30 protein-coding genes and 1 riboswitch are annotated in these 24,273 nt (G+C 34.7%); of the genes, 8 read left to right on the top strand and 22 right to left on the bottom strand.

All coding sequences use genetic code 11. From position 1 onward, the window contains the following. Positions 1 to 74: 74 nt before the first annotated feature. Positions 75 to 449 (top strand): SA1362 family protein, encoded by a 375-nt coding sequence (locus G4D61_RS08815; protein WP_025726729.1) that lies wholly within the window; start codon positions 75 to 77, stop codon positions 447 to 449. Positions 450 to 477: 28 nt separating this feature from the next. On the opposite strand, the gene G4D61_RS08810 is transcribed toward G4D61_RS08815, so the two are convergent. After that, positions 478 to 1,362, bottom strand: a complete 885-nt coding sequence (locus G4D61_RS08810) for a patatin-like phospholipase family protein (RefSeq protein ID WP_025726728.1) — start codon at positions 1,360 to 1,362, stop codon at positions 478 to 480. 467 nt (positions 1,363 to 1,829) lie between these two features. Beyond that, a complete protein-coding gene (locus G4D61_RS08805; RefSeq protein WP_025726727.1) occupies positions 1,830 to 2,666 on the bottom strand; it encodes an octanoyltransferase LipM in 837 nt (278 codons plus the stop codon). Between the two features lie 153 nt (positions 2,667 to 2,819). Here G4D61_RS08805 and G4D61_RS08800 point away from each other — a divergent pair, with 153 nt between their 5' ends. After that, positions 2,820 to 3,206: a rhodanese-like domain-containing protein gene (locus G4D61_RS08800; RefSeq protein ID WP_025726726.1), complete on the top strand. Its 387-nt coding sequence runs from the start codon at positions 2,820 to 2,822 to the stop codon at positions 3,204 to 3,206. A 116-nt stretch (positions 3,207 to 3,322) separates the two neighbouring features. Here the strand turns inward: G4D61_RS08800 and gcvPB are convergent, their stop codons facing one another. Genes gcvPB through gcvT form a run of 3 tightly spaced genes read right to left on the bottom strand, consistent with a single transcriptional unit; the run spans position 3,323 to position 7,246 of the window. Beyond that, positions 3,323 to 4,783: an aminomethyl-transferring glycine dehydrogenase subunit GcvPB gene (gcvPB, locus tag G4D61_RS08795; protein ID WP_025726725.1), complete on the bottom strand. Its 1,461-nt coding sequence runs from the start codon at positions 4,781 to 4,783 to the stop codon at positions 3,323 to 3,325. Beyond that, positions 4,773 to 6,125: an aminomethyl-transferring glycine dehydrogenase subunit GcvPA gene (gene gcvPA, locus G4D61_RS08790; protein WP_035355241.1), complete on the bottom strand. Its 1,353-nt coding sequence runs from the start codon at positions 6,123 to 6,125 to the stop codon at positions 4,773 to 4,775. Before gcvPA ends, gcvPB begins: the two co-directional genes overlap by 11 nt. A 23-nt stretch (positions 6,126 to 6,148) precedes the next feature. Further along, entirely contained in the window at positions 6,149 to 7,246 is a 1,098-nt protein-coding gene (gene gcvT, locus G4D61_RS08785; protein WP_235425150.1) for a glycine cleavage system aminomethyltransferase GcvT, read from the bottom strand. A gap of 180 nt (positions 7,247 to 7,426) precedes the next feature. Then, a riboswitch (glycine riboswitch) is annotated at positions 7,427 to 7,516 on the bottom strand. A 455-nt stretch (positions 7,517 to 7,971) separates the two neighbouring features. On the opposite strand from gcvT, the gene G4D61_RS08780 reads away from it, so the two are divergent. Together G4D61_RS08780 and G4D61_RS08775 are read left to right on the top strand one after the other, a co-directional pair. After that, complete coding sequence (locus tag G4D61_RS08780) at positions 7,972 to 9,675, top strand: DEAD/DEAH box helicase (RefSeq protein ID WP_025726723.1); 1,704 nt, start codon at positions 7,972 to 7,974, stop codon at positions 9,673 to 9,675. Then, positions 9,644 to 10,435, top strand: a complete 792-nt coding sequence (locus G4D61_RS08775; RefSeq protein WP_025726722.1) for a YqhG family protein — start codon at positions 9,644 to 9,646, stop codon at positions 10,433 to 10,435. The genes G4D61_RS08780 and G4D61_RS08775 overlap by 32 nt, the downstream gene beginning before the upstream one ends. Positions 10,436 to 10,499: 64 nt before the next feature. On the opposite strand, the gene G4D61_RS08770 is transcribed toward G4D61_RS08775, so the two are convergent. The 8 genes from G4D61_RS08770 to comGA all read right to left on the bottom strand — a co-directional run bounded on the left by G4D61_RS08770 (position 10,500) and on the right by comGA (position 14,728). Continuing rightward, on the bottom strand, positions 10,500 to 10,682 hold the full coding sequence (locus G4D61_RS08770) for a YqzE family protein (RefSeq protein WP_035348103.1): 183 nt from the start codon (positions 10,680 to 10,682) through the stop codon (positions 10,500 to 10,502). A 71-nt stretch (positions 10,683 to 10,753) separates the two neighbouring features. Next, entirely contained in the window at positions 10,754 to 11,149 is a 396-nt protein-coding gene (comGG, locus tag G4D61_RS08765) for a competence type IV pilus minor pilin ComGG (RefSeq protein WP_161783382.1), read from the bottom strand. Further along, on the bottom strand, positions 11,127 to 11,606 hold the full coding sequence (gene comGF / locus G4D61_RS08760; protein ID WP_052137915.1) for a competence type IV pilus minor pilin ComGF: 480 nt from the start codon (positions 11,604 to 11,606) through the stop codon (positions 11,127 to 11,129). The genes comGG and comGF overlap by 23 nt, the downstream gene beginning before the upstream one ends. Then, positions 11,569 to 11,880, bottom strand: coding sequence for a type II secretion system protein (locus G4D61_RS08755; RefSeq protein WP_025726719.1), 312 nt, complete (start codon positions 11,878 to 11,880; stop codon positions 11,569 to 11,571). The genes comGF and G4D61_RS08755 overlap by 38 nt, the downstream gene beginning before the upstream one ends. After that, positions 11,867 to 12,322, bottom strand: coding sequence for a competence type IV pilus minor pilin ComGD (comGD, locus tag G4D61_RS08750; RefSeq protein ID WP_035348101.1), 456 nt, complete (start codon positions 12,320 to 12,322; stop codon positions 11,867 to 11,869). The genes G4D61_RS08755 and comGD overlap by 14 nt, the downstream gene beginning before the upstream one ends. Further along, positions 12,309 to 12,617, bottom strand: a complete 309-nt coding sequence (comGC, locus tag G4D61_RS08745) for a competence type IV pilus major pilin ComGC (protein WP_371316468.1) — start codon at positions 12,615 to 12,617, stop codon at positions 12,309 to 12,311. Before comGC ends, comGD begins: the two co-directional genes overlap by 14 nt. Positions 12,618 to 12,645: 28 nt before the next feature. Then, the gene (gene comGB / locus G4D61_RS08740; protein WP_081979097.1) at positions 12,646 to 13,671 is read right to left on the bottom strand and encodes a competence type IV pilus assembly protein ComGB; all 1,026 of its coding nucleotides are present in this window, start codon (positions 13,669 to 13,671) and stop codon (positions 12,646 to 12,648) included. Next, on the bottom strand, positions 13,619 to 14,728 hold the full coding sequence (gene comGA / locus G4D61_RS08735; RefSeq protein ID WP_035355216.1) for a competence type IV pilus ATPase ComGA: 1,110 nt from the start codon (positions 14,726 to 14,728) through the stop codon (positions 13,619 to 13,621). The genes comGB and comGA overlap by 53 nt, the downstream gene beginning before the upstream one ends. 281 nt (positions 14,729 to 15,009) lie before the next feature. Between comGA and G4D61_RS08730 the strand changes: the two genes are divergently transcribed. Further along, positions 15,010 to 16,077 (top strand): ATP-binding protein, encoded by a 1,068-nt coding sequence (locus tag G4D61_RS08730; RefSeq protein WP_025726714.1) that lies wholly within the window; start codon positions 15,010 to 15,012, stop codon positions 16,075 to 16,077. Between the two features lie 353 nt (positions 16,078 to 16,430). Here G4D61_RS08730 and G4D61_RS08725 read toward each other — a convergent pair whose 3' ends face one another. The 5 genes from G4D61_RS08725 to G4D61_RS08705 all read right to left on the bottom strand — a co-directional run bounded on the left by G4D61_RS08725 (position 16,431) and on the right by G4D61_RS08705 (position 19,390). Further along, positions 16,431 to 16,760 (bottom strand): metal-sensitive transcriptional regulator, encoded by a 330-nt coding sequence (locus tag G4D61_RS08725; RefSeq protein ID WP_051476214.1) that lies wholly within the window; start codon positions 16,758 to 16,760, stop codon positions 16,431 to 16,433. Between the two features lie 129 nt (positions 16,761 to 16,889). Beyond that, positions 16,890 to 17,264 (bottom strand): YidH family protein, encoded by a 375-nt coding sequence (locus G4D61_RS08720; protein ID WP_025726712.1) that lies wholly within the window; start codon positions 17,262 to 17,264, stop codon positions 16,890 to 16,892. 268 nt (positions 17,265 to 17,532) lie between these two features. After that, the gene (locus G4D61_RS08715; RefSeq protein WP_025726711.1) at positions 17,533 to 18,165 is read right to left on the bottom strand and encodes an MBL fold metallo-hydrolase; all 633 of its coding nucleotides are present in this window, start codon (positions 18,163 to 18,165) and stop codon (positions 17,533 to 17,535) included. Positions 18,166 to 18,212: 47 nt separating this feature from the next. Further along, positions 18,213 to 19,184: an ROK family glucokinase gene (locus G4D61_RS08710; RefSeq protein WP_025726710.1), complete on the bottom strand. Its 972-nt coding sequence runs from the start codon at positions 19,182 to 19,184 to the stop codon at positions 18,213 to 18,215. A 5-nt stretch (positions 19,185 to 19,189) separates the two neighbouring features. Continuing rightward, on the bottom strand, positions 19,190 to 19,390 hold the full coding sequence (locus G4D61_RS08705; protein ID WP_025726709.1) for a YqgQ family protein: 201 nt from the start codon (positions 19,388 to 19,390) through the stop codon (positions 19,190 to 19,192). Positions 19,391 to 19,594: 204 nt separating this feature from the next. On the opposite strand from G4D61_RS08705, the gene G4D61_RS08700 reads away from it, so the two are divergent. Beyond that, the gene (locus G4D61_RS08700; RefSeq protein WP_052137913.1) at positions 19,595 to 20,470 is read left to right on the top strand and encodes a hypothetical protein; all 876 of its coding nucleotides are present in this window, start codon (positions 19,595 to 19,597) and stop codon (positions 20,468 to 20,470) included. Positions 20,471 to 20,492: 22 nt separating this feature from the next. On the opposite strand, the gene G4D61_RS18485 is transcribed toward G4D61_RS08700, so the two are convergent. The 4 genes from G4D61_RS18485 to rpmG form a co-directional block, all read right to left on the bottom strand. Continuing rightward, positions 20,493 to 21,668 (bottom strand): rhomboid family intramembrane serine protease, encoded by a 1,176-nt coding sequence (locus G4D61_RS18485; protein ID WP_025726707.1) that lies wholly within the window; start codon positions 21,666 to 21,668, stop codon positions 20,493 to 20,495. Positions 21,669 to 21,854: 186 nt separating this feature from the next. Further along, positions 21,855 to 22,031, bottom strand: a complete 177-nt coding sequence (yqgO, locus tag G4D61_RS08690) for a protein YqgO (RefSeq protein WP_163173750.1) — start codon at positions 22,029 to 22,031, stop codon at positions 21,855 to 21,857. A 68-nt stretch (positions 22,032 to 22,099) separates the two neighbouring features. Beyond that, complete coding sequence (locus G4D61_RS08685) at positions 22,100 to 22,657, bottom strand: 5-formyltetrahydrofolate cyclo-ligase (RefSeq protein ID WP_025726706.1); 558 nt, start codon at positions 22,655 to 22,657, stop codon at positions 22,100 to 22,102. A gap of 67 nt (positions 22,658 to 22,724) precedes the next feature. After that, complete coding sequence (rpmG, locus tag G4D61_RS08680) at positions 22,725 to 22,874, bottom strand: 50S ribosomal protein L33 (protein ID WP_025726705.1); 150 nt, start codon at positions 22,872 to 22,874, stop codon at positions 22,725 to 22,727. Between the two features lie 220 nt (positions 22,875 to 23,094). On the opposite strand from rpmG, the gene G4D61_RS08675 reads away from it, so the two are divergent. Further along, on the top strand, positions 23,095 to 23,454 hold the full coding sequence (locus G4D61_RS08675; RefSeq protein WP_163173748.1) for a hypothetical protein: 360 nt from the start codon (positions 23,095 to 23,097) through the stop codon (positions 23,452 to 23,454). A gap of 26 nt (positions 23,455 to 23,480) precedes the next feature. Beyond that, the gene (locus G4D61_RS08670) at positions 23,481 to 23,933 is read left to right on the top strand and encodes an endolytic transglycosylase MltG (protein ID WP_163173746.1); all 453 of its coding nucleotides are present in this window, start codon (positions 23,481 to 23,483) and stop codon (positions 23,931 to 23,933) included. The last annotated feature ends 340 nt before the right edge of the window (positions 23,934 to 24,273 follow it).

Genomic DNA, 24,273 nt, shown 5'->3' with positions numbered 1-24,273 from the left:
GCAAGTATAAATTTTGTATAAAAAAATGCGTTTTGGAAAAAATGATGTATATCATATGAGGAGGTGCCGTTTATTTGAGATCTGGCCAATGGTTCGTATCTAGCATCGGTATTTTAGCAGTAATTGGCCTTGTGTCACTTTTACTAAATCACCCTTTCTCCCTTTTAAGAACGCTATTTTCAATTGTTATCGTTACAGCTATTTTTGTTTTTGCTTTTAGATTTTTTCTGACTAGAGGTACTGATCGGGCAAAACTAAAAGATCAAAAAGCTTTTCTAAAAGCTGCGAAAAAATCAAAAAGGAGATTAAAGCAGCGCTTAGCAACAACTCATAGTAGTTCTACTCATTCTTCAAAGCCGAGAAAAAAAACTTTGCACAAAAAGTCTAATGTGAAATTAACTGTGATTGAGGGCAAAAAAAACAAAAAGAAAAATCGAGCAATGTTTTAAGCTCGATTTTTTTATTATATTGCGGATATTAGTAATTCCATTTTTTCAAAAATTCAACTGTCTTATTTCTCCCTGTCTCAATCATTTTTGCTTTTATATCATTCGAAATTTCAAAATCAATTGGTAAGATTTTTTCACATGGGATAAAAATAATATCTTTTTCATGTTTTCTAGAAATATAACGGGCATCATGGGCATCTTTCATTGTTGTAAATAAGGCATCAAACAGTTGAATAGCATTTTTTATTTTAATCTTTGGCTGTTCTAATTTATTCTTACTTAACGTAATGCCAAGTACAGGCCGTGTCTTCTTCTCTTCTGGTTTTACAAATAACCACATAGGGAAATTGCTTAGAACTCCACCATCAACTATTACACTTGTTCCTGCTAATGACCTTAATCGTACAGGCTCAAAAAAATACGGAATACTACAGCTCATGCGGATTGCACGCGCAACAGGAAACGTTTCTTTAGGAATTCCATACACTTCCAAATCATCCGGCAGCACAACTAAGCGATTATTTGATATATCGGACGCAATGAAATATAAAGAGTCCTTTGGCAAGTCTTTAAAAGTATACACCCCTTTTTCCGCCAATTTTTTTTCCAGCCATTCTTCAAACTTCACGCCTTTATAGAGGCCAAGCCTCCAGTACAGCAATAACCATTTAGCGAACGGCATCGGCAAAAAGCTTCTCCGTGTATCAAGAAACTGAGCCAATTCCGTCTCATATAACAGCTCTTCCATTTCCTTGCTCGTATATCCTGCCGCTACAAAGCCAGCAATAACTGAGCCTACACTTGTTCCCGCGATGCGTTTAAAAGTAAAACCACGTTGTTCTAAAATATCGAGAGCCCCAATTAATGCAAGCCCTTTTATTCCGCCACCTGAAAACACACCATCAATTTCCAAAGTTTTCCCTCCCCTTCATGTTTTTACATGAAACGGTACAATCATTATTTTTAATGGAGATTTGTATATTTTTAATGTATAAACAGAGGAAATAGAACTTTAGAAATTAAAAAAATCTTTTTTTACCTTTTATTCGAAGAATATATCTCTTCATATAATGCTCAATAGAGTTTGTGCACTTAAAAAAGTTGCTGATCTCCGCTGCACGTGCCCGCTTTTCTCGCAGGAGCCTTACACCTTCCGCTCCGCTTAACTTTATAAACAATTACATGATGAATTATTTAAGTCTATGTAAGTAAGCAAAAACCTTCTAAAACAATTGCTTTAAAAACGAAAAAAAAGTTGCTTCCAAAGGGCAACTTTATCTTTGCTTTTTTAATAAATATATAGTTTCCTTTTGTCTCTATATATTTATATGAAACTTCTACATTCTTTGGAAACAACTAGATCATGATTCAACTATCGAACTATCGTTTGAAGTTCCATTCATCAGACTGATAGCGATTTTTTGCTAATTCATTAACATATGCCACTTGCATTTCCGACAATTCGTACGGTCTCAATTCAATATTAAGTCCTTCTTGAAATCCTTGCTTAAAGGCAATTTTGGCATCTTCATATGTTACTTTTTGCGGGCTGATTTCATTAATAGCTACAGCCTTATTTTTAAAGCTGCGTTTCATTCTTTCTTTTACTCTTTCATTAGGATATTTAAACAAGCTAAATAATTTATCCTCATCTAAATCAAGTAAAATTGACCCATGCTGCAAAATAACCCCCTTTTGCCTTGTCTGTGCACTCCCAGCTACTTTTCGGCCTTCCACTACAAGTTCATACCAGCTTGGTGCATCAAAGCAAACTGAAGACCGCGGATTTTTTAAGCCGTTCCTTTCTTCTTCGGTTCGCGGCACTGCAAAATAGGCCTCTAATCCTAATGACTGGAATCCTTTTAAAATCCCTTCTGAAATGACCCTATATGCCTCAGTGACCGTTTTCGGCATATCAGGATGTTCCTCGGATACAATCACACTATATGTAAGCTCATGTTCATGTAAAACGCCTCTGCCGCCTGTCGGCCTTCTTACAAATCCTAGCTGATGGTTTTTTACAGCTTCAAAATCAATTTCTTTCTCAGCCTTCTGAAAATAGCCAATAGATAATGTTGCTGGATTCCAGCCATAAAAGCGAATGGTTGGCGCAATTTTCCCTTCGCTATGCCAATCTAATAATGCTTCATCTAATGCCATGTTAAAATACGGGGAACAAAAACCCGAATCAATAAAATTCCATACTTCTTTTCCCATCTATTATCCCTCTTTTATAGAATTTACGTATCTAGTTTATCAAAACCTATTAAAAAAACAAAGAAAGCGAATTCGTAAAAAAAGATTTTGATTCTAACCGAAATCACGAATATAATAGAAAATAGTGTAAACTGTAGGAAAGGGGGAAACAACATGTCACAAACATGGTATTCAGTTATAATCGTCGTAGGCGCAATTCTAGTGTACAGTCTCACTACTTATTTTAGACAGAAAAAAATTCTTAAGAGCTTGACTCAAGAAGAATTTAAAGCCGGTTACCGTAAAGCTCAACTTATCGATGTTCGTGAGCCAAACGAATTTGACAACGGACATATTTTAGGAGCTAGAAATATTCCATTGTCCCAATTAAAAATGCGGATAAAAGAAATTCGTTCCGATAAACCTGTATATTTATATTGTCAAAATGGCACGAGATCTGTACGTGCTGCACAAATGCTTTATCGCAAAGGATATCGTGATCTTAGCCAATTAAAAGGTGGATATAAAAATTGGACAGGTAAGATCAAAGCCAAACAATAATTATATAAGAAAAATAGGGCTGCCTATAAAGGAGTTAAATTGTTGTATTTCCTTTTGGCAGCCCTCATTCGTATATTTTATTTTCAAAATAAAGATGAGATGTAATGTTGTTTCCTTTATTCCCTTGTATATCGCAATACTGGCTTGCGTGCCGCTCTTGTTTCGTCAAGTCGTTTAATGATAGTAGTATGTGGTGCTTCTTGCACAATTTCAGGATGTTCTTCTGCTTCTTTTGCGATCTGAATCATGGCATCAATAAATTCATCCAATGTTTCTTTTGATTCAGTTTCAGTCGGTTCAATCATCATACATTCTTCAACGTTTAATGGAAAATAAACAGTAGGAGGGTGAAACCCAAAATCTAGTAACCGTTTTGCAATATCGAAAGTACGGACCCCTAATTTTTTTTGCTTGCTTCCACTTATGACAAACTCGTGTTTACAATGGCGATCGTATGGAAGCACATAATATTCTGAAAGTCTTCTCATCATATAGTTTGCATTAATAACAGCATTTTCAGTGACTGCTTTTAAACCATCTGGCCCCATTGACCGTATATATGTGTATGCTCGTACATTTATACCGAAATTTCCATAAAATGGTTTAACTCTACCAATTGATTGCGGGCGATCATAATCAAGTACATATTGCTGATCTTTTTTTGTAATAACTGGCTTTGGTAAAAATGGAATTAACTCTTTTTTTACCCCAACAGGTCCTGAACCAGGGCCACCTCCACCGTGTGGACCAGTAAATGTTTTGTGTAAATTCAAATGAACAACATCAAAACCCATATCCCCTGGCCGCGCTTTTGCTAATACAGCATTTAAATTAGCACCATCATAATATAATTTTCCACCAGCTTCATGGACAATTTCAGCCATTTCTAAAATGTTTTCCTCAAATAATCCTAATGTATTGGGATTGGTTAACATGAGTGCTGCCGTATCTTCGCCAACAATGTTTCTTAAGTCGTCAATATCAACAAGTCCTTGTTCATTGGACTTAACAGTAATTGTTTCAAATCCAGCAACTGTGGCAGAAGCTGGATTTGTTCCATGGGCAGAATCAGGAATAATCACTTTTGTCCGTTTCATATCACCGTTCGCTTCATGATAAGCTCTAATTAGCATTAAACCTGTCCACTCGCCGTGTGCACCAGCAGCAGGCTGTAATGTAACTTCATCCATTCCAGTGATTTCAACAAGATGCTGCTGTAAGTCATACATCAGTTCAAGTGCACCTTGAACAGAACTTTCATCTTGTAAAGGATGGATATGGGCAAAACCTGGAAAACGAGCAACCGATTCGTTTATTTTCGGATTATATTTCATTGTACAAGAACCAAGCGGATAAAACCCTGAATCTACTCCGTGATTATGTTTGGATAACAATGTATAATGCCGCATAATATCTAATTCCGATACCTCTGGAAGTTCAGGCTCCTCATTGCGAATGTATTCAGTAGGAAATATCTCTTTCAAATCAAGTTCTTGAACATCTAATGGTGGTAAACTATAACCAATTCGCCCAGGTTTCGAACGTTCGAAAATAAGTGGTTGATCTTCATTTAGCATGACAATACCCTCCCAATTCCTTTGCAAATGTTTCAATTTGCGCCTTTGTTCGCAATTCAGTTACAGCAATGAGCATGTGATTTGAAAGTTCTGGATAATCAGCTGTTAAATCATAGCCACCAATTATGTTTTTCGTTAGTAACGATTGATTTATTTCTTTTATCCCTTTTGGAACTTTAATAACAAACTCATTAAAGAATGCTCCAGCAAATGCCACTTCGAATCCAATTTTTTGTAAATAGTTTTTGGCATATTGTGCTTTATAAATATTTTGCAGCGCCATTTCTTTAACACCTTTTTTCCCTAACGCAGTCATGGCAACGGAAGCCGCAAGAGCATTTAACGCTTGGTTTGAACAAATGTTAGATGTAGCTTTATCACGACGAATATGCTGTTCACGGGCCTGTAATGTTAATACATAACCTCTTTTTCCATTCTCATCAATTGTTTCTCCCACTAATCTCCCAGGTACTTTGCGCATTAATTTCTTTGTTACGGCAAAATATCCGCAATGTGGTCCGCCAAATGCAGCAGGGATTCCAAACACTTGTGCATCACCTATAACAATATCCGCACCAAAAGTGCCTGGAGGTGTTAAAACGCCTAATGAAAGTAAATTAGCTGAAACAATAAATAACCCTTTATGTGCGTGAACGATTTCCTCTATTTCTTTCAATGGCTCGATTTGTCCGAAGAAGTTTGGATATTGGACAATGACAGCAGCAACGTCGTCATCCATTTTATGTTGTATTTGTTCTATATCTGTCGTGCCATTGGCAAATGAGATCTCCTCTACTAAAATCCCTTGACCTTTTGCATATGTCTGTAAAACAGCCCGAGATTGTGGGTGAACAGTTTTGGAAATAAGAATTTTTTTTCGGCGCGTATGCCCGCAGCTTAACATGGCCGCTTCTGCTAATGCCGTTCCCCCATCATACATTGAAGAATTAGCAACTTCCATCCCCGTTAATTCACAAATCATCGTTTGAAATTCAAAGATAGCTTGTAATTCCCCTTGAGATATTTCCGGCTGGTACGGAGTATAGGCTGTATAAAATTCTGATCTTGAAATCACATGATCAACAATTGTCGGAATATAATGGTCGTATACACCTGCACCTAGAAAAGAAACATGATGTTTAAGATTAGCATTTTTGGCAGCAAGATCTGATAGTTCTGCTAACAATGCTGTTTCAGATTTCGCTTCTTTAATATCATAATCCCCTTTGAAACGAACTTTTTCTGGAATATCTTGAAATAGCTCATCTACAGAAGTTACCCCTATTGTTTGTAACATCTCATTTTTATCCTCTTCTGTCATTGGCAAATAACGATGCTTCATCATCTTCTTTTTTCTCCCATCCTTTAACGTTTATAAAAAGGTGTTAAAATAACTTTTGCTTTCACTCTTTTTGAGCGAATTTCAATTTCCACTTCTTGATCACGCTCAGTAAATGGCGTTTTTAATAATGCAAGCCCGATATTCTTTTTCAAAGTTGGTGAATGTGTACCAGTTGTAACTTCACCAATATATTCATTACCTGCCCAAACTTTATAGCCGTGGCGTGGAATTCCCCGTTCTATCATCTCAACGCCAACGAGCTTTCGTGGAACACCTTGCTCTTTTTGTTTTTGCAAAGCTTCTTTCCCAATAAAGTTGACATCTTTATTCAGCTTAACAGCAAAACCAATTTTTGCCTCTAAAGGTGATATGTCAGCTGATAACTCTTGACCATATAAACAAAGGGCAGCTTCAAATCGCAATGTATCACGGGCTCCAAGTCCACATGGCTGTATCCCTTCATTTTCACCGGCCTGCAATAATGCTTTCCATAACTGAACGGCATTTTCTTGTTTACAATATAGTTCAAACCCATCTTCCCCCGTATAACCAGTACGTGACACTAAAGTAGTTATCCCGTTAACATCCACATGTTGTGCAAAGGTAAAAGATTTCATTGTCGATAAATCCAAATCTTCTATTAATTTTTGCAATACCGTTTCGGCAAAAGGACCTTGAATTGCCAATTGCGCGATAGAATCCGATATATTATGTATTGCGACTTTTCCATCCTGATGTTCCTTTAACCACGCATAATCTTTTTCAATATTTGCGGCATTAACAACTAACAAATATTTATTTTCTGCTAGTTGGTATATAAGGAGGTCGTCTACTGTTCCCCCATTTTCATAGCACATTGCTGTATATTGGGCATACCCTGGCTTTAAATTTTCAACATTGTTGGTTACCATTTTTTGTAAGTATCGCAAACTATCTTTGCCTTCTACAATCACTTCACCCATATGTGACACATCAAATAAGCCAGCCTTTGTCCGTACAGCTTCATGCTCTTTTTGAATGCCTGAAAACTGGACAGGAAGTTCCCATCCTCCAAAATCAATCGTTTTACCACCATATTCATGATAGACATCAAATAAAGGTGTCCTTTTTAACTTTGTCACAAACATACCCCCAAGAATTTTTTAACGATGGTTGAAGCGTAATGGACATAACAGCAAACCGTATAAAAAAAGACAGAGATACCCCTATAATTGTAGGTATTCTCTGTCATGGTACCTGAAAGTTTCCCCTAATGGGTGTCCCCTTTGGTGGCTTTATCGTAAAGCTCTCTCCAGAGTCGCGTCCAAATAAGAGTCTTTTTGCCTGAGAGATTCACATAATCTGTTTGCTCCTTCGGCGCCGTAAAAAACAGTCTCTCCCCTTATTGTCATCCGCCAATATTTATTTTAAAAATGGGCATACTACTAATAAAATCTCATTTTTAAGTAAATAACTTTAATTAAAACAAATTGCTAATATTGAAACATATTAAAACAAAGTCAAAGATATGACGAATGACTTCAATCGTTTCGAACATGTGGTTTGCTGTCATCCTCATGTTCATCCTATCATTAAATACTAGCTAAAATCAACGAATTTTTTTAGCTTTTCACAAAAATAACCGAACATTTTTATGTTCAATTACAACAATGTACGTTTTTTATACATATAACAGCAGGTTTATCTTATGAACATTAAGATTTTACAAGTAACTTTTATTTTGAATATATTGCCGTATTTCTTTTAGTGACGGAAAACATCATTTTCCCGTTTTCTTATCAAAATGCTCCCATATTAATGGATGCACAATTAGCTTATATAAAAATGGATTTAGGAGTGAGCTTTCATGGACCTAAAAATAGATTTTAATATTGAATGGGAAAAAGACCTCGTTGAACGTTATGAGAAAGATGGTCCTTGGGGGGACTGGGGGTTATATAAATTAGCTATTGAAATGGAAAAGCAATTCATTATTCCTGAGTTTAAAGGATTACAAGCACCGCGGCATTTAGCAAATGTTAAACCGCTGCCTCACCAACTGGAAGTCGCTCAGCAAGTAGTTGAGAACATGAACGGAAAAGCAATTTTGGCAGATGAAGTTGGACTCGGTAAAACAATTGAAGCTGGCTTAATTTTAAAAGAATATATGATTCGTGGTCTTGTAAAGAAAGTACTCATTTTAGTGCCTGCTTCATTAGTATCGCAATGGGTTAATGAGTTAAATCAAAAATTCCATATTCCTGCAGTTGGACAGCGCAAAAGTTATATGTGGGATCAATATGACTGTATTGTCTCTTCAATGGATACAGCCAAAAGAAGTCCACACCGGGAAATCATTTATGAGCAACAATATGATCTTGTCATCATTGATGAGGCCCATAAACTAAAAAATGCAAAGACAAAAAACTATGAATTTGTACAAAATTTAAAGAAGAAATTTTGTTTGTTGCTAACAGCTACCCCTATTCAAAATAGAATTGATGAAATTTTTCATCTCGTATCATTATTAAAGCCAGGACATTTGGGCAGTGCTACAAATTTCAGCGAAAAATATAAAAGCGGAGACCGTGATGTAAGAGAAGATGAAGCTTTGAAGCAGCTTGTAAATAAAGTGATGATTCGCAATCGTCGTGCCAATACAGGCATTGAATGGACAAAGAGACATGTGCAAACAATATTAATCGATTTTAATCATGAAGAGAAAGAATTATACCAATCGCTGCAATCATTAAAACAACTGTATGATGGCTATCATACAGCAGGTTTCTCATTGTTAACATTACAGAGAGAAGCATGCAGCAGCAGGGAAGCCGTTTTTATCACATTAAAAAATATGCTGAAAAAAGACACTGACGCTTCTTCAATTTTACAGGACACAATTGCAGGTATTATTAAAAAGATTGAAGCAGTATCAAGCAATTCAAAAGCAGAAAAAACATTAGAGTTGATTAAAAAAATCGATGATAAAGTCATTATTTTTACAGAATATCGTGCAACACAATTGTATTTACAATGGTTTTTAAAACAGCACGGCATTACTTCTGTTCCTTTTAGAGGCGGATTTAAACGCGGTAAAAAGGACTGGATGAGAGAATTATTTCAAAAGCATGCACAAGTATTAATTGCAACAGAAGCTGGTGGAGAAGGAATTAACTTACAATTTTGCCATCATATTATTAATTTCGACTTACCTTGGAATCCAATGAGATTAGAACAAAGAATCGGTCGTGTACATCGCCTTGGCCAGGAAGAAGATGTCCATATTTATAATTTTGCTACAAAAAATACGGTTGAAGAGCATATTCTGAAATTATTATATGAAAAAATTAATTTGTTCGAACGTGTCGTAGGTGAGTTAGATGCAATTTTAACTCGTCTTGAATTCGGAAAATTAGAGGACCATTTAGTTGATATTTTTCATTCATCCAATTCTGAAGGGGAAATGAAAATTAAAATGGAAAATTTAACACAAATGATTGAGTTTGCTGAGTCTATACGAGAACAGGAGGAACAAAGTGATGCTTCAAGAAGAAATACATCAATATCTTGAACAATATTTCACGACAAACGGCTGCGAAATACTTGAGAATCATCCTGGCTATTTAAAGGTGCAGCTAACAATTGATCTTGATAAAGAACTGATGAACCGTCCTTTTTACTGGACATACTTAGAAAAAACAGGCGGAACTCCGAATCCTATGACATTAACATTAATAACAGATCAGGAAAAGGCTCCACAAAATACGAAGGGTGAACTTATTCATTTTGGCGCACCGAGATTAAATCAAATTTTTCAAACTACAAAAAAATTTGCACGTTTCGTTCGTTTATTCGAAGATGTGAATACAAACGGGAAACAAACTTCTTTATTTCCATGGCTAGGACTCAATGTAAAGATCTCTTATCAATGCGATTTAAAAAAAGATGTCATGCGTTCGTTCGGTTTAAATTTAATTCATGGTAAACTTGTAGAAGATTTCCAAACGAAACTCGAAGAAAAAATGTTGACACCAAAAATTCCCGACTACTGTTTTACTTTAACACCGTTGATTAAATTGGGAAGTGGAGTAAAAAGAATAGAACAATTTTTACGTAATGAGTTTGCCCAGGAAGATCACGGTTGGGCGATAGAAGCAATGAACCGCTGGAATCAAGATTTGGCTTTACTTGATCTATTTTACGAAGATATGGATGAGAAGCCCGACTCATATAACATAGAAAAAGAAGCATTAAAAGAACAATATGAGCCAAAAATTATTATTGAATTGATTAATGGCGGCGTTTTTTATTTAAAAGATACGATCGTATAAATAAATAGACTGTCATGTGATTTTGCATAAGCAAAACTTGACAGTCCGAATTGTAAACAAAACTTTATTTTCTTTTCATGAACATAAACAAGTAGTATGGTGTCGTTCCAAACCAACGTATAAAAAATGATGGTTTCTCATTCTTTTTCTGCAATTTTTTCTCTTTTCGTTCGTTTTTAGGAATTTGCATATGCTGCATAAATGTTTCTGTCATATATTTAACATAATCATTTGTATTTATATTCATCACCACCTATACAATCCGCATTATTACCAAATACGGTGCAATCTATTCATATTTTTTTAATAGGCTATTTGTTATTCTTTCCATTCCATAATCTGTTTATTTTTTAAGTTATATAACATTTCACTTTTCAGCGTTTCATTTCGCGAATTTTTCATTTGGACTGATATGATAATATTGTTGTCTTGTTGCTTTTGAATATTGTATGAAACCTCTCCGGCAGAAAATTGCACTACACCATGATTGACTTCTTTTCCATCGTCTACCATGTCGATGATATGTTTAAGCGCCAATAATAACATTGAATTACAGTTATAGTAGTCTTTCATTAATGACGTATACTGTTTTTCAGAAACATAAATACTTACACTTGAAATCAACATGACAAATGTTAATAATGAATAAGCTATAGCTAGTGGAAAAATAAATCCTTTATCATTTTTGTATCTATTTAAACTCCGTACTCTCATTCGCATCACTGCTTTCAACTGGAATTAAGACAGCTTCCTCCTTTGTTTGATTTAGAAATTGAACAACAAGTTGAAGCTTATGCCCTACCTCTGTAAATTTCACATCCTTTACATTGCGCAAGACGACTTCATGACCGGTTTCATTTACTCTTCTTCTGATTAATGCTCCGTACGGTTCATACGAAACGAAATTATTATTAACCAACAACTTAATATGGTTGTTTTCGATGGTATAACTTTTACTGATCCCTAACTCTTTTCGAAATTGAATTAAAAATATATTCCATTCATATGTTTCTTCTGGGGTTATAACCCGCTGAATATGGGCGTACGTTTTAATCATAAGTGGGAATAGCAAAAAAATAGTGACAACGATCCAGAGAACAAACATGCTTTCAATCAGCGTAAAAGCATGTTGATTAAAAAGAGCCTTGTATGCAAATTTGTCTTTTTTCATAGTCCACACATGCTTTTTTATCTTGATCATCAATATTAAATATGAAATCCGTATTTCCTACTAATTGATGGCTGCTGGAGGATCGTTGTCCTATTCTTATCCATTCTTCAATATGTTCATACAATAAACGTGATGCCATCATATCCTTTTTTGACTGTTCTAACTGTGCTAATATATTGAGCATTAACGGAAATAACGCAGTCGTAATCAGAAGCACGATGGCAAAAGCGGTCACTGCTTCTACCAATGTAAATCCGTCCTCATTCTTGGACATAAAATCTCCCCCTTCCGATGTTCACAACTAATTTAACTTGTTCCTCTCCCGCTCGAAAATAAATCGTTCCAAAGTTCGTCACATTTCCATCTGGATTGATTGTATATGAGGAAAAAGTTCCTTCACTTAACATATCAACATTCTCCGGTAGTTTTCGATCAACAATAAGATGCTGATGCTGATTGTCTGTCATCATATAGCGATTTGCTCGTTCATAAAATTGGACATAAACATTTGTTTGCTTAGTGATCGCATACGTTTGTGCATAATATAAATCAACTTGAAGTTGATTGATAAATAAATGTTTCTTTACAGTAGTCCACAGAGGTTTTATGTTTATAAAACCAAATGAAGCAACAATTGTCATTACGAGAATAACAATTAACATTTCAATTAAAGTGAATCCTTGTTCCTCATTACTTATTGTTTTAATTGCTGCCATCTACAGATACAACTCCACTGCTGCTAATCTCTACAGGATCACCATTCGGACAGCTCGTCTTTGAAATATATCCTGCATCTTTTAATTGATTTACACTTGTTGGATATGCCTGATGATCCATTTCATATGCTTGCACCTGTCCTTGTACCATATCAACAAAAGCTTCACATCCCTTATTATTAATTGATTTGCTGTGCTGTGATATATTTGGGATCATTAAAAATAGCAAAACAGTTATAACGAGAAGCACTATGAGCATTTCAACTAAAGTGAATCCTTTTTGATTGTTCATCATGAATTCCTCCAATTTTTTACGTTATAATTTATACTGCATCAATCATTTGAAACATAGGAAATAATATAGACATGTAAATGGCTATGAGAAATATTCCAATTATCATAAATATGATTGGCTGTATAATTTGAAATATCGTGTGAATATGTTCTTCCATCCTTTTTAAACTAATTTGGCTATAATAAAACAACTCCTGATCTAATTTTCCGTTTTTCTCGCCATGACGAATAAGGATAACAAATTGTTTCTCAATAAAGACAATATTCGTAAATGCTTCCGATATCGTTTTTCCTAGTAATAGTTGGTGATGCAATTCTTTTGCAGTATCTCTTAATAAAGGTCTGAAATGTTGCGATTCCATGAGAAGTAATATTTCATGAATTGAAAAACCGCTCTTTAATAGAAAACTCCATTCTCTTGCAAGGAATTGACTATTGTAATGTTTATAGTAGAAATTGTAAAAGGGAATTTTAGAAAGCCATCTTGCTCTTTCGATGGGAGACTTCCTGTAAATATACGAAAAAAACGTGAGGAACATTATTATAAATAGTAAAATGAAGTATAAAAAATAATTTGGAATATGCTGCATAAGATAGAGAAAGAGTTGGAGTTGTTTTGAAGGAGTATAGTTCAAAGATTCATAAATACTTTCGAATTGCGGCAATAGAATTGTTTTTAGTAAACTTATAACAATGAATAAAATAATCAATAATAAAATTGGGTATCTCAACAGTTTCCATAGTGTTGTAATATCTTTATGTTTCTTTAATAAATAGTTCCCCGCCTCCTTTAAAGCTTCAATCATATGACCATGTTTTTCTGCGAAATAGATTTGTGAGCAAGCATTTTTATCAAACTTTTCTTTTAGCAGTACTTCATGTAAGGGAATTCCTTTTTGTAGTTCCTCTAATATGAAATGAGAAAAATAGTTCCCTTTTGGATCAATATGTTGAAGGAATTGAATTGCTTCAGAAATAGAAAATCCATTTGTAAGCAGCTCGCTAATACGAGTGAGAAAATTCCCTTGATCCGCGATGCTCTTCCTGTTCCTCATCTTCAACAATCCAGCGGTAATATTCTTCAGTTGAAATATAGCCAAGTGCAATCCCCTTTCTTAACCAATCTCTTATTGTGACATAACGGCAATGTACCTTTTCTCCATTGGCCTCCCGTATTGCTTTTTGTAGATTTCTTCCATATAGCAGCTCATAAACAGCAGCTTGCCTATTTTTTAAATGATGGATACAAAACTGTGAATATTGTACTCCGCAAACTGGGCACTGCAACAATATTAATCTCTGCGCACTGATAGCAAGCAAGGTTTGCTCAATTTCTTGCGGCTTTACCCCGAACTCTTGTAAACGATAAACCGCTCCTTTTGCATCGCGAGTATGCATCGTCGACAATACTAAATGACCTGTTAAAGCAGCTCTTACTGCAATTTGTGCAGTTTCTCCATCGCGAATTTCACCAACTAGAATAATATCAGGATCATGCCTAAGAATTGCCTTTAATCCTGTACTATAAGTAACTCCTGCTTTCTCATTTACTTGAACTTGTAAAAATGAATCACTTTGTTTCTCAACAGGATCTTCAAGTGTAATAACATTACGCATTAACTTATTTGCACAATGCTCGACTAATGTGTACATTGTTGTAGATTTGCCGGACCCCGTCGGACCTGTAAAAATAATCATGCCGTGTGAGTGCTGAATAAGGGCAAGTAATTTTTTCAAACTGGAAGGAAAAAGAGACAATTGATCAAGTGATATTTGATCATCATTTGGGAGAATTCGAATAACTAAACTTTCTTTCGATAGTGAAGTTGGTAATGTAGAAATTCGCAGAGAAACCAATTGCTTGGAAAGATTTAATTGGAAAGAACCACTTTGAGGCTTACGTTTTTCGCTAATATCTAACGTCGACATAAATTTAAGATGGGAAATCAATCTTTCTCCAGTTTTTGAAGATAAATTCCTGTGGGGATAAATTCTTCCAAACTGCCGAAATTGAACGTGATAGTCATGTCTCCTAGGGACGATATGAACATCTGTTACCTTATTATTAAGTGCATGACTTAATAATAACTCTACTATTTTTTCAATAGACATTTTCCATATAACACCACCCTTTTAAATTTGTATTCTCACATTTCGACATATTTTTTTAAATTCCTTCAAAAAAAAAAATAAATTTTTAAATTTTTTATCCATGTTAATAAATGCATGGACATAGTTATTTTTCCTGGGGTATTTATACCTATCATTTACTTGTATTCTTCAAAAAATCTCACCTTTCATGTTGCCAACGAGAGTTTATTTTGACGAAAAATGAGGTGCTTTACTAAAATCACGCAATCGTTTATATTATGTATGGGAAAGGAGGAAATCCTTTGTTAAAAAGCAACATGTCACATTCACAATTAGACTTTGATTTCCAGCAAATTATTGAAGGAAGCTTAGACACAAATATTATATTAGATAATCGAATCGTCGTATATGCAAATAAAGCTTGTATCAATTTATTAGGCTTGAAACAAAAAGAAAATATTATTGGAAAAAACTTTGATCAATTTTTACATCCTGACTTTCACAGTATTTGTAGACAAAGATTAAAACGAGTCATCGGATATAAAGAACATGCACCTGTAATGGAGCAAAAAATGATTCGTATGGATGGAAGAATCATTGATGTAGAAATTATGGCCATTCCTTATATGCATCGCAATAATAAATTAATGGCACAAATTGTGATTCGTGATATAACTGAAGCTAAAAAAACGCAACAATTAATTATGCAAAAAGAAAAGTTATCTGTTATAGGTGAATTAGCTTCCGGGATCGTTCATGATATTCGCAACCCGATCACTTCAATTAAAGGATTTCTACAGCTTCTTAATACAGAATTTTCGAACAACCGATATTTCAATATTATTCATTCTGAAATTACACAAATTGAACATATTGCTAATGAATTATTGTATTTAGCAAAACCGAAGGAAACTGATTTTAAAGTTGAATTGCTAGCAGAAATTATTGAAGAATCTTTAGCACTCTTTGGAACAGAAGCTTTTAAACGAAAAATTAATATTTATTTCAAACCAGAGAAATACCGAGCCCTCTTTGTCCGTGGTGATAAAGTACAATTAAAACAAGTTTTTGTAAACCTTATAAAAAATGCCATTGAAGCGATTGATAAAAAGGGGACAATATATATAAAAATAGACTATGATGCTACTAATATTTTTGCTAGCATTGTTGATAATGGTATAGGAATTCCCGCTGATAAAATACATAAAATTGGTCAATCCTTTTTCACTGATAAAACTGAAGGAACTGGTTTAGGCTTAATGGTGACTCATCATATTATTACAAATCACAATGGTAAAATTATAGTAGATAGCAAAGAGGGGATCGGAACAACTTTTACGATTCAGTTACCGATTGCAAATATAAAGTGAAAAGTGTACATAATTTGATAACAATTAATTTTTACAATACAGATTTATATAAAAACGCATTTCGATAAATGCGTTTTTGTATTCTTCAAATCAAAGCTCTTAAATGGCATTATACCCACTATCACGATTCATAAAATGCATTGGAGTGCAATAACCTAAAAATAAAGCCGTCCAAACTGAACATATTATATTATGATAAGCGATTCCTTTATTGCATTTTTATGCTCGCCCTCTTTTTACCAATAGAAGGCATAACAGGATGTTAAAAATAACGTGCCTTGAAAGCACGCTCATTTTCCCACTATTCCATTAACATTTAATATTATTTTTTCCATTTTAAATTCTCCTTTCAATTATTTTTTCATCAATCGCTGAATCGTCACTAACAATTCATCAAGTACTTCCATTTCTCCCGCTTGCAGTCGATCCATAACGCACCCTTTTAAATGACCTTCAAGTAAAATTTTTGCAACACTATTTAGCGCCGATTGTGTAGCAGAAATTTGATTTATCACATCATCACAATAAGTGTCTTTTTCAATCAGCCCCTTTATTCCTCTAATCTGTCCTTCTATTCTATTTAGACGTGTCACTAAATTCTTTTTTACTTTCTCAGAATGATGACTTTTCCTATCACAATGTTCGCCATGGCCAGTTAACACTTTTTCTTCTGATTGTTTCATTATGTCCACCTGTTTGAATCCCCCTTCATAGTAATTATGATTATCTTTTTATACTTAAATTACCGTACCCCCCTAGTGTATAGAAAAGGGAGTTAAACCACTTATAAAATTTGGTACTGAGACAGGATGTCAGAAACCCCAAATACACAAAAAATAAATACTAAATACGATGAAAATAAGGACAAGTGCTACCGAAAGAAAAATGACAGATAAGCTTGAAAAAGTAAATGTTTGCTGATTAATCTTTTTGCTCTTTTGAAAGTATGTAAAAGTTGAAATAATGATTGAAATGATTCCCACAAAAATAGATGTTAATCCAATTATTTTCGCTAACACATCACTTATTAATATTTTTGAAGACAATGTTGAGAAATGCAGATTTGTAATTAAAAAACCTACACCCATTATCGTAATGCTTGTGCGAATCCATGCTAAATAGGTTCTTTCATTTGCTAAATGCTGTTGTATATATTTAGAATCGATCGTATATTTTTGATTTAGCATATTATAGGCACCTCCTCGCTTAATATAATATCTATTGAATAGTCAAAATGAAAAGGCTGTTTTTCAACACTCTATTGTTTTTTCATCATAAACATTTTCGCTCCAGGCTGCTGAGCCTACGGGGTCTCAGCAATTCCGCGTTTCCCGCAAGCGTCTCGCCCAATTAGCTTCATCTTTATGAACGATATAACATTCATTTGAACATCCTTTGTATAGTAGAATACCCCATCCAGACCGTTTTTACCGATACAAGCAGATGGGGAAAAGATTAAAATCCATTGAGAAATGGGTTTCCATCCATTTCATCTATAATGGTAGTCGGACGTCCATGCCCTGGAAGAACAATCGTATCTTCCCTTAATGTAAGGAGTTTATTATGAATGCTCGCAAGCAGTTCCTTGTGACTGCCACCAGGTAAATCTGTTCTTCCGATACTCCCAGCAAATAAAGCATCTCCTGAGATAACGATATTCTCAGCTTTTAATACAAAAGATATACTTCCTGGTGAGTGTCCTGGTGTTTCCAACACTTGAAATGTAAAATGTTTAATCGTTAAATCTCCTTCCTGCTCAATAATCTTTTCAGCAGGTCGGACTGCGACTTGTCCTACTGGGAATAATTGCGAGCCGTTCAAAGATGCATCATTTAACCAAGCAGCTTCTTTTTTGTGAACGTAAGCTGGTACATCGTAAATATCGCGAATGTAATCAAGTGCACCAATATGATCAAAGTGGGCGTGAGTTAATAAAATTGCTAGCGGTATTAATCCCTTTTCCTTAATAAAAGCTTCAATTTTCTCCCCTTCCGCACCAGGATCAACAATAATGCACTCCAATTGTTCATTCCATAATATATAACAGTTTGCTTGAACAGGACCTAAAGACAGTGATTGCCATTCCATCAACATACCTCCATCATTGCAGCAATTATATATATAAATTTAAAAAATCATGGCTGCTTATTTAAAACAAGCCAAGCGGCTCCAATCACACCTGCATCATTTTCTAACGTTGCAACGTCTATCGTTGTTGATTTTGCCACCGTTGAGAAAGCAAATGTTGAAAAATAAGCTTGCAATGGTTTTAAAAGTGAATCTCCCGCTTTGGATACTCCGCCACCAAGGACAATTTTTTCTGGATTTAAAGCATTTCCGACATTTGCTAATGCTAAACCTAAATGCATTGTTACGTAATCAATGACTTCAACAGCGAGCTTATCATGATTACTTGCACATTCAAATACATCTTTAGCAGTAATGCAGCCATGCTGTTTTAATACGTCCCTTAAAGCAGATGGTTGTTCTGAGGCTTGCATATGCTCCTTCGCAATACGAACAATGCCTGTTGCCGATGCAACTGTTTCCAAGCAGCCAGTTTTTCCGCAATTACATGGTGCCCCGTGTTCAGGAACAACTGTAATATGACCAATTTCTCCTGCTGCCCCCTTTACACCATGGATAATGTCACCATTAGCAATCATCCCGCCGCCAACACCGGTCCCCAATGTAACACACACTAAATCTTTCGTCCCTTCTCCAGCACCTTTCCACATTTCTCCTAGTGCAGCAACATTTGCATCATTATCAATGACAACTGGCATTTTTGCTAAATCCTGCAATTTCTTAACGACAGGATAGTTTGGAGACCAGCCGAGATTAACCGCCTCGTACATAATGCCTGCTTCCATATCCACCGGTCCTGGAACCCCAATTCCAATACCTAAAAAATCAGTCTTTGATAGATTTAATTCAGCAAGTTTTGCAGTAAATGATTGCGCAATATTTGGCAAAATATGTTCGCCGTCATTTGAACTATCAGTGGTAATTTCCCACTTGTGCTGAATTTCTCCGTCCGTATTTAAGATTGCTATTTTAGTAGTTGTTCCACCTAAATCTACACCTAAAATCAATTGATCAGCCATATAGTTCACCCTTTATCCTTTATAGATTGTTTTGCCTGGCGAATTAACAATAAAGCCGTTTGATATGTTTTTATTTCAATTAATTGAGCTGTGTATAGCTCCCTCAACTCTAATTCCATTAACTCAAGATCTGCTGTACGATCGCCAATATAAACGATAATACCAAACGTTTTTAATAATTGCTGTACATCATAAAGCGTTCTCATAACTTCCCAACCTTTTATTAAAAGCTCTAAAAAAAGTATAGTAGAATATTGTTATACAAACAAGCTTTTCCTTTCAGTGCATAAACAAATAACTCGTTCATATATTTTCATAAAGGTTGTTCACTTTTGATCAGAATCATTATTGGCTCATTTATGTGGAACGATGATATTTAATTGCCTTTGTACTGAAGGGAGGGATAACGATTGCATAATAAGTTTAAATATTATATATTTTTACTCCTGCTAGTTATAGTATTTGTTACATATACCATTTTCCCCCATCAGCAAACAAAGGAAAGCATTCTTTTTTTTTCAATTGAAAAAGAAGCGAGATTTACAAAGACGAAAACGAGTTTGCACCAAACTTCCTCGGCATTTGGAGAGCAGTATCATCTTCTATGGAGCATTGAGTCAACATTAGATCGAAAAGCTTATCTTCGTCAGGATGTTGGTTTATTGTATGAAAATGGACAGTTAAAGGGCACTTTAGGAATTAAAAAATGGAAAACAAATACCGAAACCATTAAAGAACAAAAAATCGTTTCAAATTCAGAAAGTGCATTATTTCAAGCGATCACTTTTCATTATGGTGAATTACATAACGGTGAATCGATTAGAAGTACACAAAAAATGTCCAATGCCCAACTATATATGATTGTTTCACCATCAAAACATGCTTCTTCATTTATTCATCCTAAAAATAAAGCAGAAAGTGAGTGGCAAGTTGCATTAAATCAATACACAACTCAAAGATTACAGTCATTATGGATAAAGGGGAAAGCAAAATATGGACTAACTAACAAGGAGCTTATTTCGATACCGTTGACTGACTTGTATCAATACAATCAAACACCAATACGCGGCTTGTCTGTTGCTGACACACAAAAAATCATTGGTCAGCTATGGGAAGGATTATATAAAAATTATATGATTGGGTTTAGAAATGAAAATAAGCCACCAATGAATCCTATTGGCAGCTATCTTCCCCTCGTTGTAATCAATTTGAAGGAGAAAACATTGTATGTATTGATTCCAACAAAAGATCAAGACTATGTTTTATTAAAACAGAGGATTTCTTAAACTGTAAAATCCCGACACTATTCTAAGTATTTGGATGAAATCCAATATAAAGTAGTAAAACTGTTGTCAGCAATGTAATGAATAAGGAGACAATTTGTACAATTAGGCGTTTTTCTTTTGGCAAATGAACAATTGCGGCAGCTAAAAATCCCCCAATTAAACCGCCAATATGACCAGAATTATCAATTCCCGATGCCGTAAAACCGAAGACAAGGTTTATAATGACGAGCATAATCACATTCGAGCCCATCGTACGAAAAAATAATGCTCGATAAACAGTGCCAATATATAGCAGTGCACCAAATAAACCAAAAATTGCACCGCTTGCCCCTGCGGAAATGCTATTGCTAAACAAAAAACTAGCTAGCGTACCTGAAAAACCAGCAAACAAATAAATCAATGCAAATCGAATTCGTCCATAGATTTTTTCTACCAATGTTCCAACATAATAGAGTGAAAGTGAGTTCATTAATAAGTGCAATATCCCAATATGAATAAATATAGGCATGATGAACCTCCACCATTCTCCTTGTAACATCAGTGGATTATACTTTGCACCAAAGCGAATGAGATTTGCCGTATTTTCTGTTCCGCCTGTTACTGTCATGATAAGAAATATTGCGATTTGAACTGCTAAAAATATATAGGTAAAAAACGGTGTTGCTGCTTCAAATAGATTTTTTTCTTTTTCCTGATTTTGAACTGCCTGAGTTAAAACCGATCTTTGTAATAATTCAATATCTTTATCGTCATAGGCATGATTTAGCTTAATATCGAGACGATCGCCCATTGTGACCATTAATTGTTTTAAGCTGTCAATATAATGCTCCGTTTCAAATAAAATCGTATGTACATATGCTTTGCCCTTATTTACAACTAAACTTTCCGAAATGTGTGCCTCATAATCATCGACTGGCGGATACTGGCTGACATAGATATTTAAAGTGTGAAGAGAAGCTTTCCCTAACTGTTGACAGAGACTCTCTGTTTGCGTCCCGACATGGGCAATATCACGAGCTAGCCAATTCCCCCAATCTAAGTCATAGCGAAGAAGACGAACGAATTGCGCCTGTTTATTTGCAACATTTTCTAACCAGAGCTCCTCAAATCCTTCACTCATTTGAACAAGACGGTAGCCCTTCTCTACAATAAAGTAATGACTTAATCGCCAAAAAAGGAAGTCCTCTCTACTGCTCACAGTCTCTCCTACCTTTTCCTTTTTAATCATATCGAATATGTTGTATCTACTATAACGAAAAAAAGAACGATCTGCAAAGAATTTCCTTTTTTGCATTCGTTCTTTTTTAATATTTATCAATTTAATACATGTTTAAAAACATGAAAAAAATCTATTTCCGTATAAAGCAACACTGTCTAACAATTACTATTTAAAAGCACTGCTTATAAATGTGGATCTTAATTTCGGGATAGACATTGCAATTTTGACAATCGATCTTCTAAGAAAATAGCTACCTAGAAGGACATTTACTAATTTATAGCGATATTTATAAGCTGAAATTAAGAAAATAAATAAAGCAATCCACTTTCCCCAGCCATTCATCTTTTTCACTCCATTCTTTTTCACTTTATTTTTAGTGTGTGTGGAATGGAGAATTTTATCCGTCATGTTTAAACATAAATAATTTGGTCTTCTGTTACAATTGTTCTAACCGGAATATCAAATGTCTCAATTGGAAGAGAATCAATGAGTTGTTCTTTAAAAGCTAAAGAAATCGTTTTCTTTGTAAAATTGGCTAAAAATCGATCATAATAACCACCGCCAAAGCCTAAACGATACCCTTCATAAGTAAAAGCTAATCCAGGAACAATGATAATATCAATGGAATCTTTTGATACTTTCTTCGCCTCTTTAATTGGCTCGTATAGACCATAAAAACCCTTTTCTAAATCAGTAAAAGCACGCAATTCGTAAAATTCAAGTTGTTTTTGATCTGAAAGGCATTTTGGAACACACACTTTTTTTTGCTGTTCCCACGCTTTTCTTATGATCTGCCATGTATCTACCTCTGGAACATTTGATATTGTAATGGCAATTTTTTCAGCTTCTTTCCACTCGGGAAGTGAGTATAATTTTGTTGCAATATGTAATGATTTTTGCTCATATTTAGGCCGATCAATTGTAGCAAGCTTTGCCTTCAATTGTGTTCTTAATGTTTTCTTATCCATCGAACCACATCCTAAATCTCATTATAATAAAAAGGGAAAGAAAAAAGCAGCAGGAAATTCCTACTGCTTACTTTGTTTCGCGGTGTACTGTAGTACGTTTTTCTCTAGGACAGTATTTTTTTAATTCAATACGGTCTGGATTCGTACGTTTATTTTTTGTTGAAATATAGTTACGCTCACCGCATTCTGTGCAAGCTAATGTTATATTTACACGCATTATAATTCCCTCCAAACATCATGACATTTCATCAACTATTCATACGACTTTTCTATAATATCATTTTTTTTCCTGAAATGCTAGTATGATTTTATATCAAAAAGCAGTAAATAAAAAAGTCATTAACTTTCATTTCATTTAATGGTATAAATATGATTAGATTCATGATGATAAACAATTGATAAATGAGCATCCCATTGATTTTAAAGGAGTGAAATATTTGTATACAATAGTTGTTATTCTATTAATTGCTGCAATTATTCTTTTTATTCTTTCCTTTTTCCAGAAAAATGGAACAGAGCAAGTACATCAAGAAGTAGAAGAATTATCAATGCAATTTTTCCAAGAATCCTACAAACTAAAAAAAAGACTGAAAGTGTTAGAAGAAGAGTTGTTAGGTGGAGAACCATTTGTTTCAAAAACAGATCTTCAACATAAAAAGAATAAACCAATAAATGAAATTCTGAAAAGCCAAGTACTCGCTTTATTTAATCAAGGTTTATCGTTTGAGCAAATTGCAAAACAATCTGCCCTCTCCGTCGACGAGGTGCAATCAATTATAGCTTCGAATGCGAAGTAATGCGTTCTTTTCGAAAGGAGTTTTACATGAATAAACAAACAACAAGAGCATTTGCTTTTGGACTGCTCATTGCAGCCTTGCTTATATTAGCATGCCAGCCATTGTTCTCTACTAATACGAGTCATGTAAAAAAAGGCTATCTCGTGATAAAAAAAAGCGAATATGACCAATTACAAAAACAAAATCAACAACTTGCAGCTAAAAATAAACAATTGTTATCACAAACATCAAAAAAGGCCTCTGAAACGAAGAAACATAAAGAAATCGTTCGCTACCATTTATCTGTGACAAAAGGTATGACAACAATGGATATAAGCAAACGCTTAAAAACAGGAGAAATTATTAAAGATGAGAAACAGTTTAGTCAGTATTTGATTGCTCATGATTATCAAAAGCAGCTCCAAATAGGCGAATATGATTTGACGAATCAAATGTCCTTTGAACAAATTGCTAAAATGATTACAAAAACTGCTTCATAAAACAGGATATTCACTTACATCGTATACAAGTTGATTAAAGCGGAAGGTGCGAGCATCATGGAGCGGAAATCCACTTCTCCCTTTTAATGAAACAGCAACAAGAAAATAAAAAAACATCCTAAAAGGAGCTTGGACAAAAGTATATTAACTAAAGAAAACCCGAATATTGCGGCTCCAACTCCGCTCCGGAAATATCCTTCGCTTTCCGCGGGCGGCTGGTGAGCCTCCTGGTGCTAATGCATGCACTGCACCCCGATTATTAGACACAATTTGAAAATAATAATCGGGGTGTTTTATTATGAAAAAACGATTTACAGAAAAAGAAAAATATGTAGCAGTA

The organism is Heyndrickxia ginsengihumi (assembly GCF_011008565.1).
GTDB lineage: Bacteria > Bacillota > Bacilli > Bacillales > Bacillaceae_C > Weizmannia > Weizmannia ginsengihumi.
This window is presented reverse-complemented; position numbering and strand designations above follow the sequence as displayed.

Excerpts from the sequence above, each read along its gene's own strand:
- comGG (WP_161783382.1), bottom strand. The coding sequence starts at position 11,149 with ATGAGAGTACGGAGTTTAAATAGATACAAAAATGATAAAGGATTTATT.
- G4D61_RS08725 (WP_051476214.1), bottom strand. The coding sequence starts at position 16,760 with ATGAAACAATCAGAAGAAAAAGTGTTAACTGGCCATGGCGAACATTGT.
- comGC (WP_371316468.1), bottom strand. The coding sequence starts at position 12,617 with ATGATGAACAATCAAAAAGGATTCACTTTAGTTGAAATGCTCATAGTG.
- comGD (WP_035348101.1), bottom strand. The coding sequence starts at position 12,322 with ATGGCAGCAATTAAAACAATAAGTAATGAGGAACAAGGATTCACTTTA.
- G4D61_RS08685 (WP_025726706.1), bottom strand. The coding sequence starts at position 22,657 with ATGGATAAGAAAACATTAAGAACACAATTGAAGGCAAAGCTTGCTACA.
- gcvPB (WP_025726725.1), bottom strand. The coding sequence starts at position 4,783 with ATGCTAAATGAAGATCAACCACTTATTTTCGAACGTTCGAAACCTGGG.
- comGB (WP_081979097.1), bottom strand. The coding sequence starts at position 13,671 with ATGAGGAACAGGAAGAGCATCGCGGATCAAGGGAATTTTCTCACTCGT.
- G4D61_RS08805 (WP_025726727.1), bottom strand. The coding sequence starts at position 2,666 with ATGGGAAAAGAAGTATGGAATTTTATTGATTCGGGTTTTTGTTCCCCG.
- comGF (WP_052137915.1), bottom strand. The coding sequence starts at position 11,606 with ATGAAAAAAGACAAATTTGCATACAAGGCTCTTTTTAATCAACATGCT.
- G4D61_RS08710 (WP_025726710.1), bottom strand. The coding sequence starts at position 19,184 with ATGGCTGATCAATTGATTTTAGGTGTAGATTTAGGTGGAACAACTACT.
- rpmG (WP_025726705.1), bottom strand. The coding sequence starts at position 22,874 with ATGCGTGTAAATATAACATTAGCTTGCACAGAATGCGGTGAGCGTAAC.
- comGA (WP_035355216.1), bottom strand. The coding sequence starts at position 14,728 with ATGTCTATTGAAAAAATAGTAGAGTTATTATTAAGTCATGCACTTAAT.
- gcvPA (WP_035355241.1), bottom strand. The coding sequence starts at position 6,125 with ATGAAGCATCGTTATTTGCCAATGACAGAAGAGGATAAAAATGAGATG.
- G4D61_RS08780 (WP_025726723.1), top strand. The coding sequence starts at position 7,972 with ATGGACCTAAAAATAGATTTTAATATTGAATGGGAAAAAGACCTCGTT.
- yqgO (WP_163173750.1), bottom strand. The coding sequence starts at position 22,031 with ATGAATGGCTGGGGAAAGTGGATTGCTTTATTTATTTTCTTAATTTCA.
- G4D61_RS08715 (WP_025726711.1), bottom strand. The coding sequence starts at position 18,165 with ATGGAATGGCAATCACTGTCTTTAGGTCCTGTTCAAGCAAACTGTTAT.
- G4D61_RS08770 (WP_035348103.1), bottom strand. The coding sequence starts at position 10,682 with ATGAATATAAATACAAATGATTATGTTAAATATATGACAGAAACATTT.
- G4D61_RS08755 (WP_025726719.1), bottom strand. The coding sequence starts at position 11,880 with ATGTCCAAGAATGAGGACGGATTTACATTGGTAGAAGCAGTGACCGCT.
- G4D61_RS08775 (WP_025726722.1), top strand. The coding sequence starts at position 9,644 with ATGCTTCAAGAAGAAATACATCAATATCTTGAACAATATTTCACGACA.
- G4D61_RS08705 (WP_025726709.1), bottom strand. The coding sequence starts at position 19,390 with ATGAGAACGCTTTATGATGTACAGCAATTATTAAAAACGTTTGGTATT.
- G4D61_RS08800 (WP_025726726.1), top strand. The coding sequence starts at position 2,820 with ATGTCACAAACATGGTATTCAGTTATAATCGTCGTAGGCGCAATTCTA.
- G4D61_RS08720 (WP_025726712.1), bottom strand. The coding sequence starts at position 17,264 with ATGCTAAATCAAAAATATACGATCGATTCTAAATATATACAACAGCAT.
- G4D61_RS08670 (WP_163173746.1), top strand. The coding sequence starts at position 23,481 with ATGAATAAACAAACAACAAGAGCATTTGCTTTTGGACTGCTCATTGCA.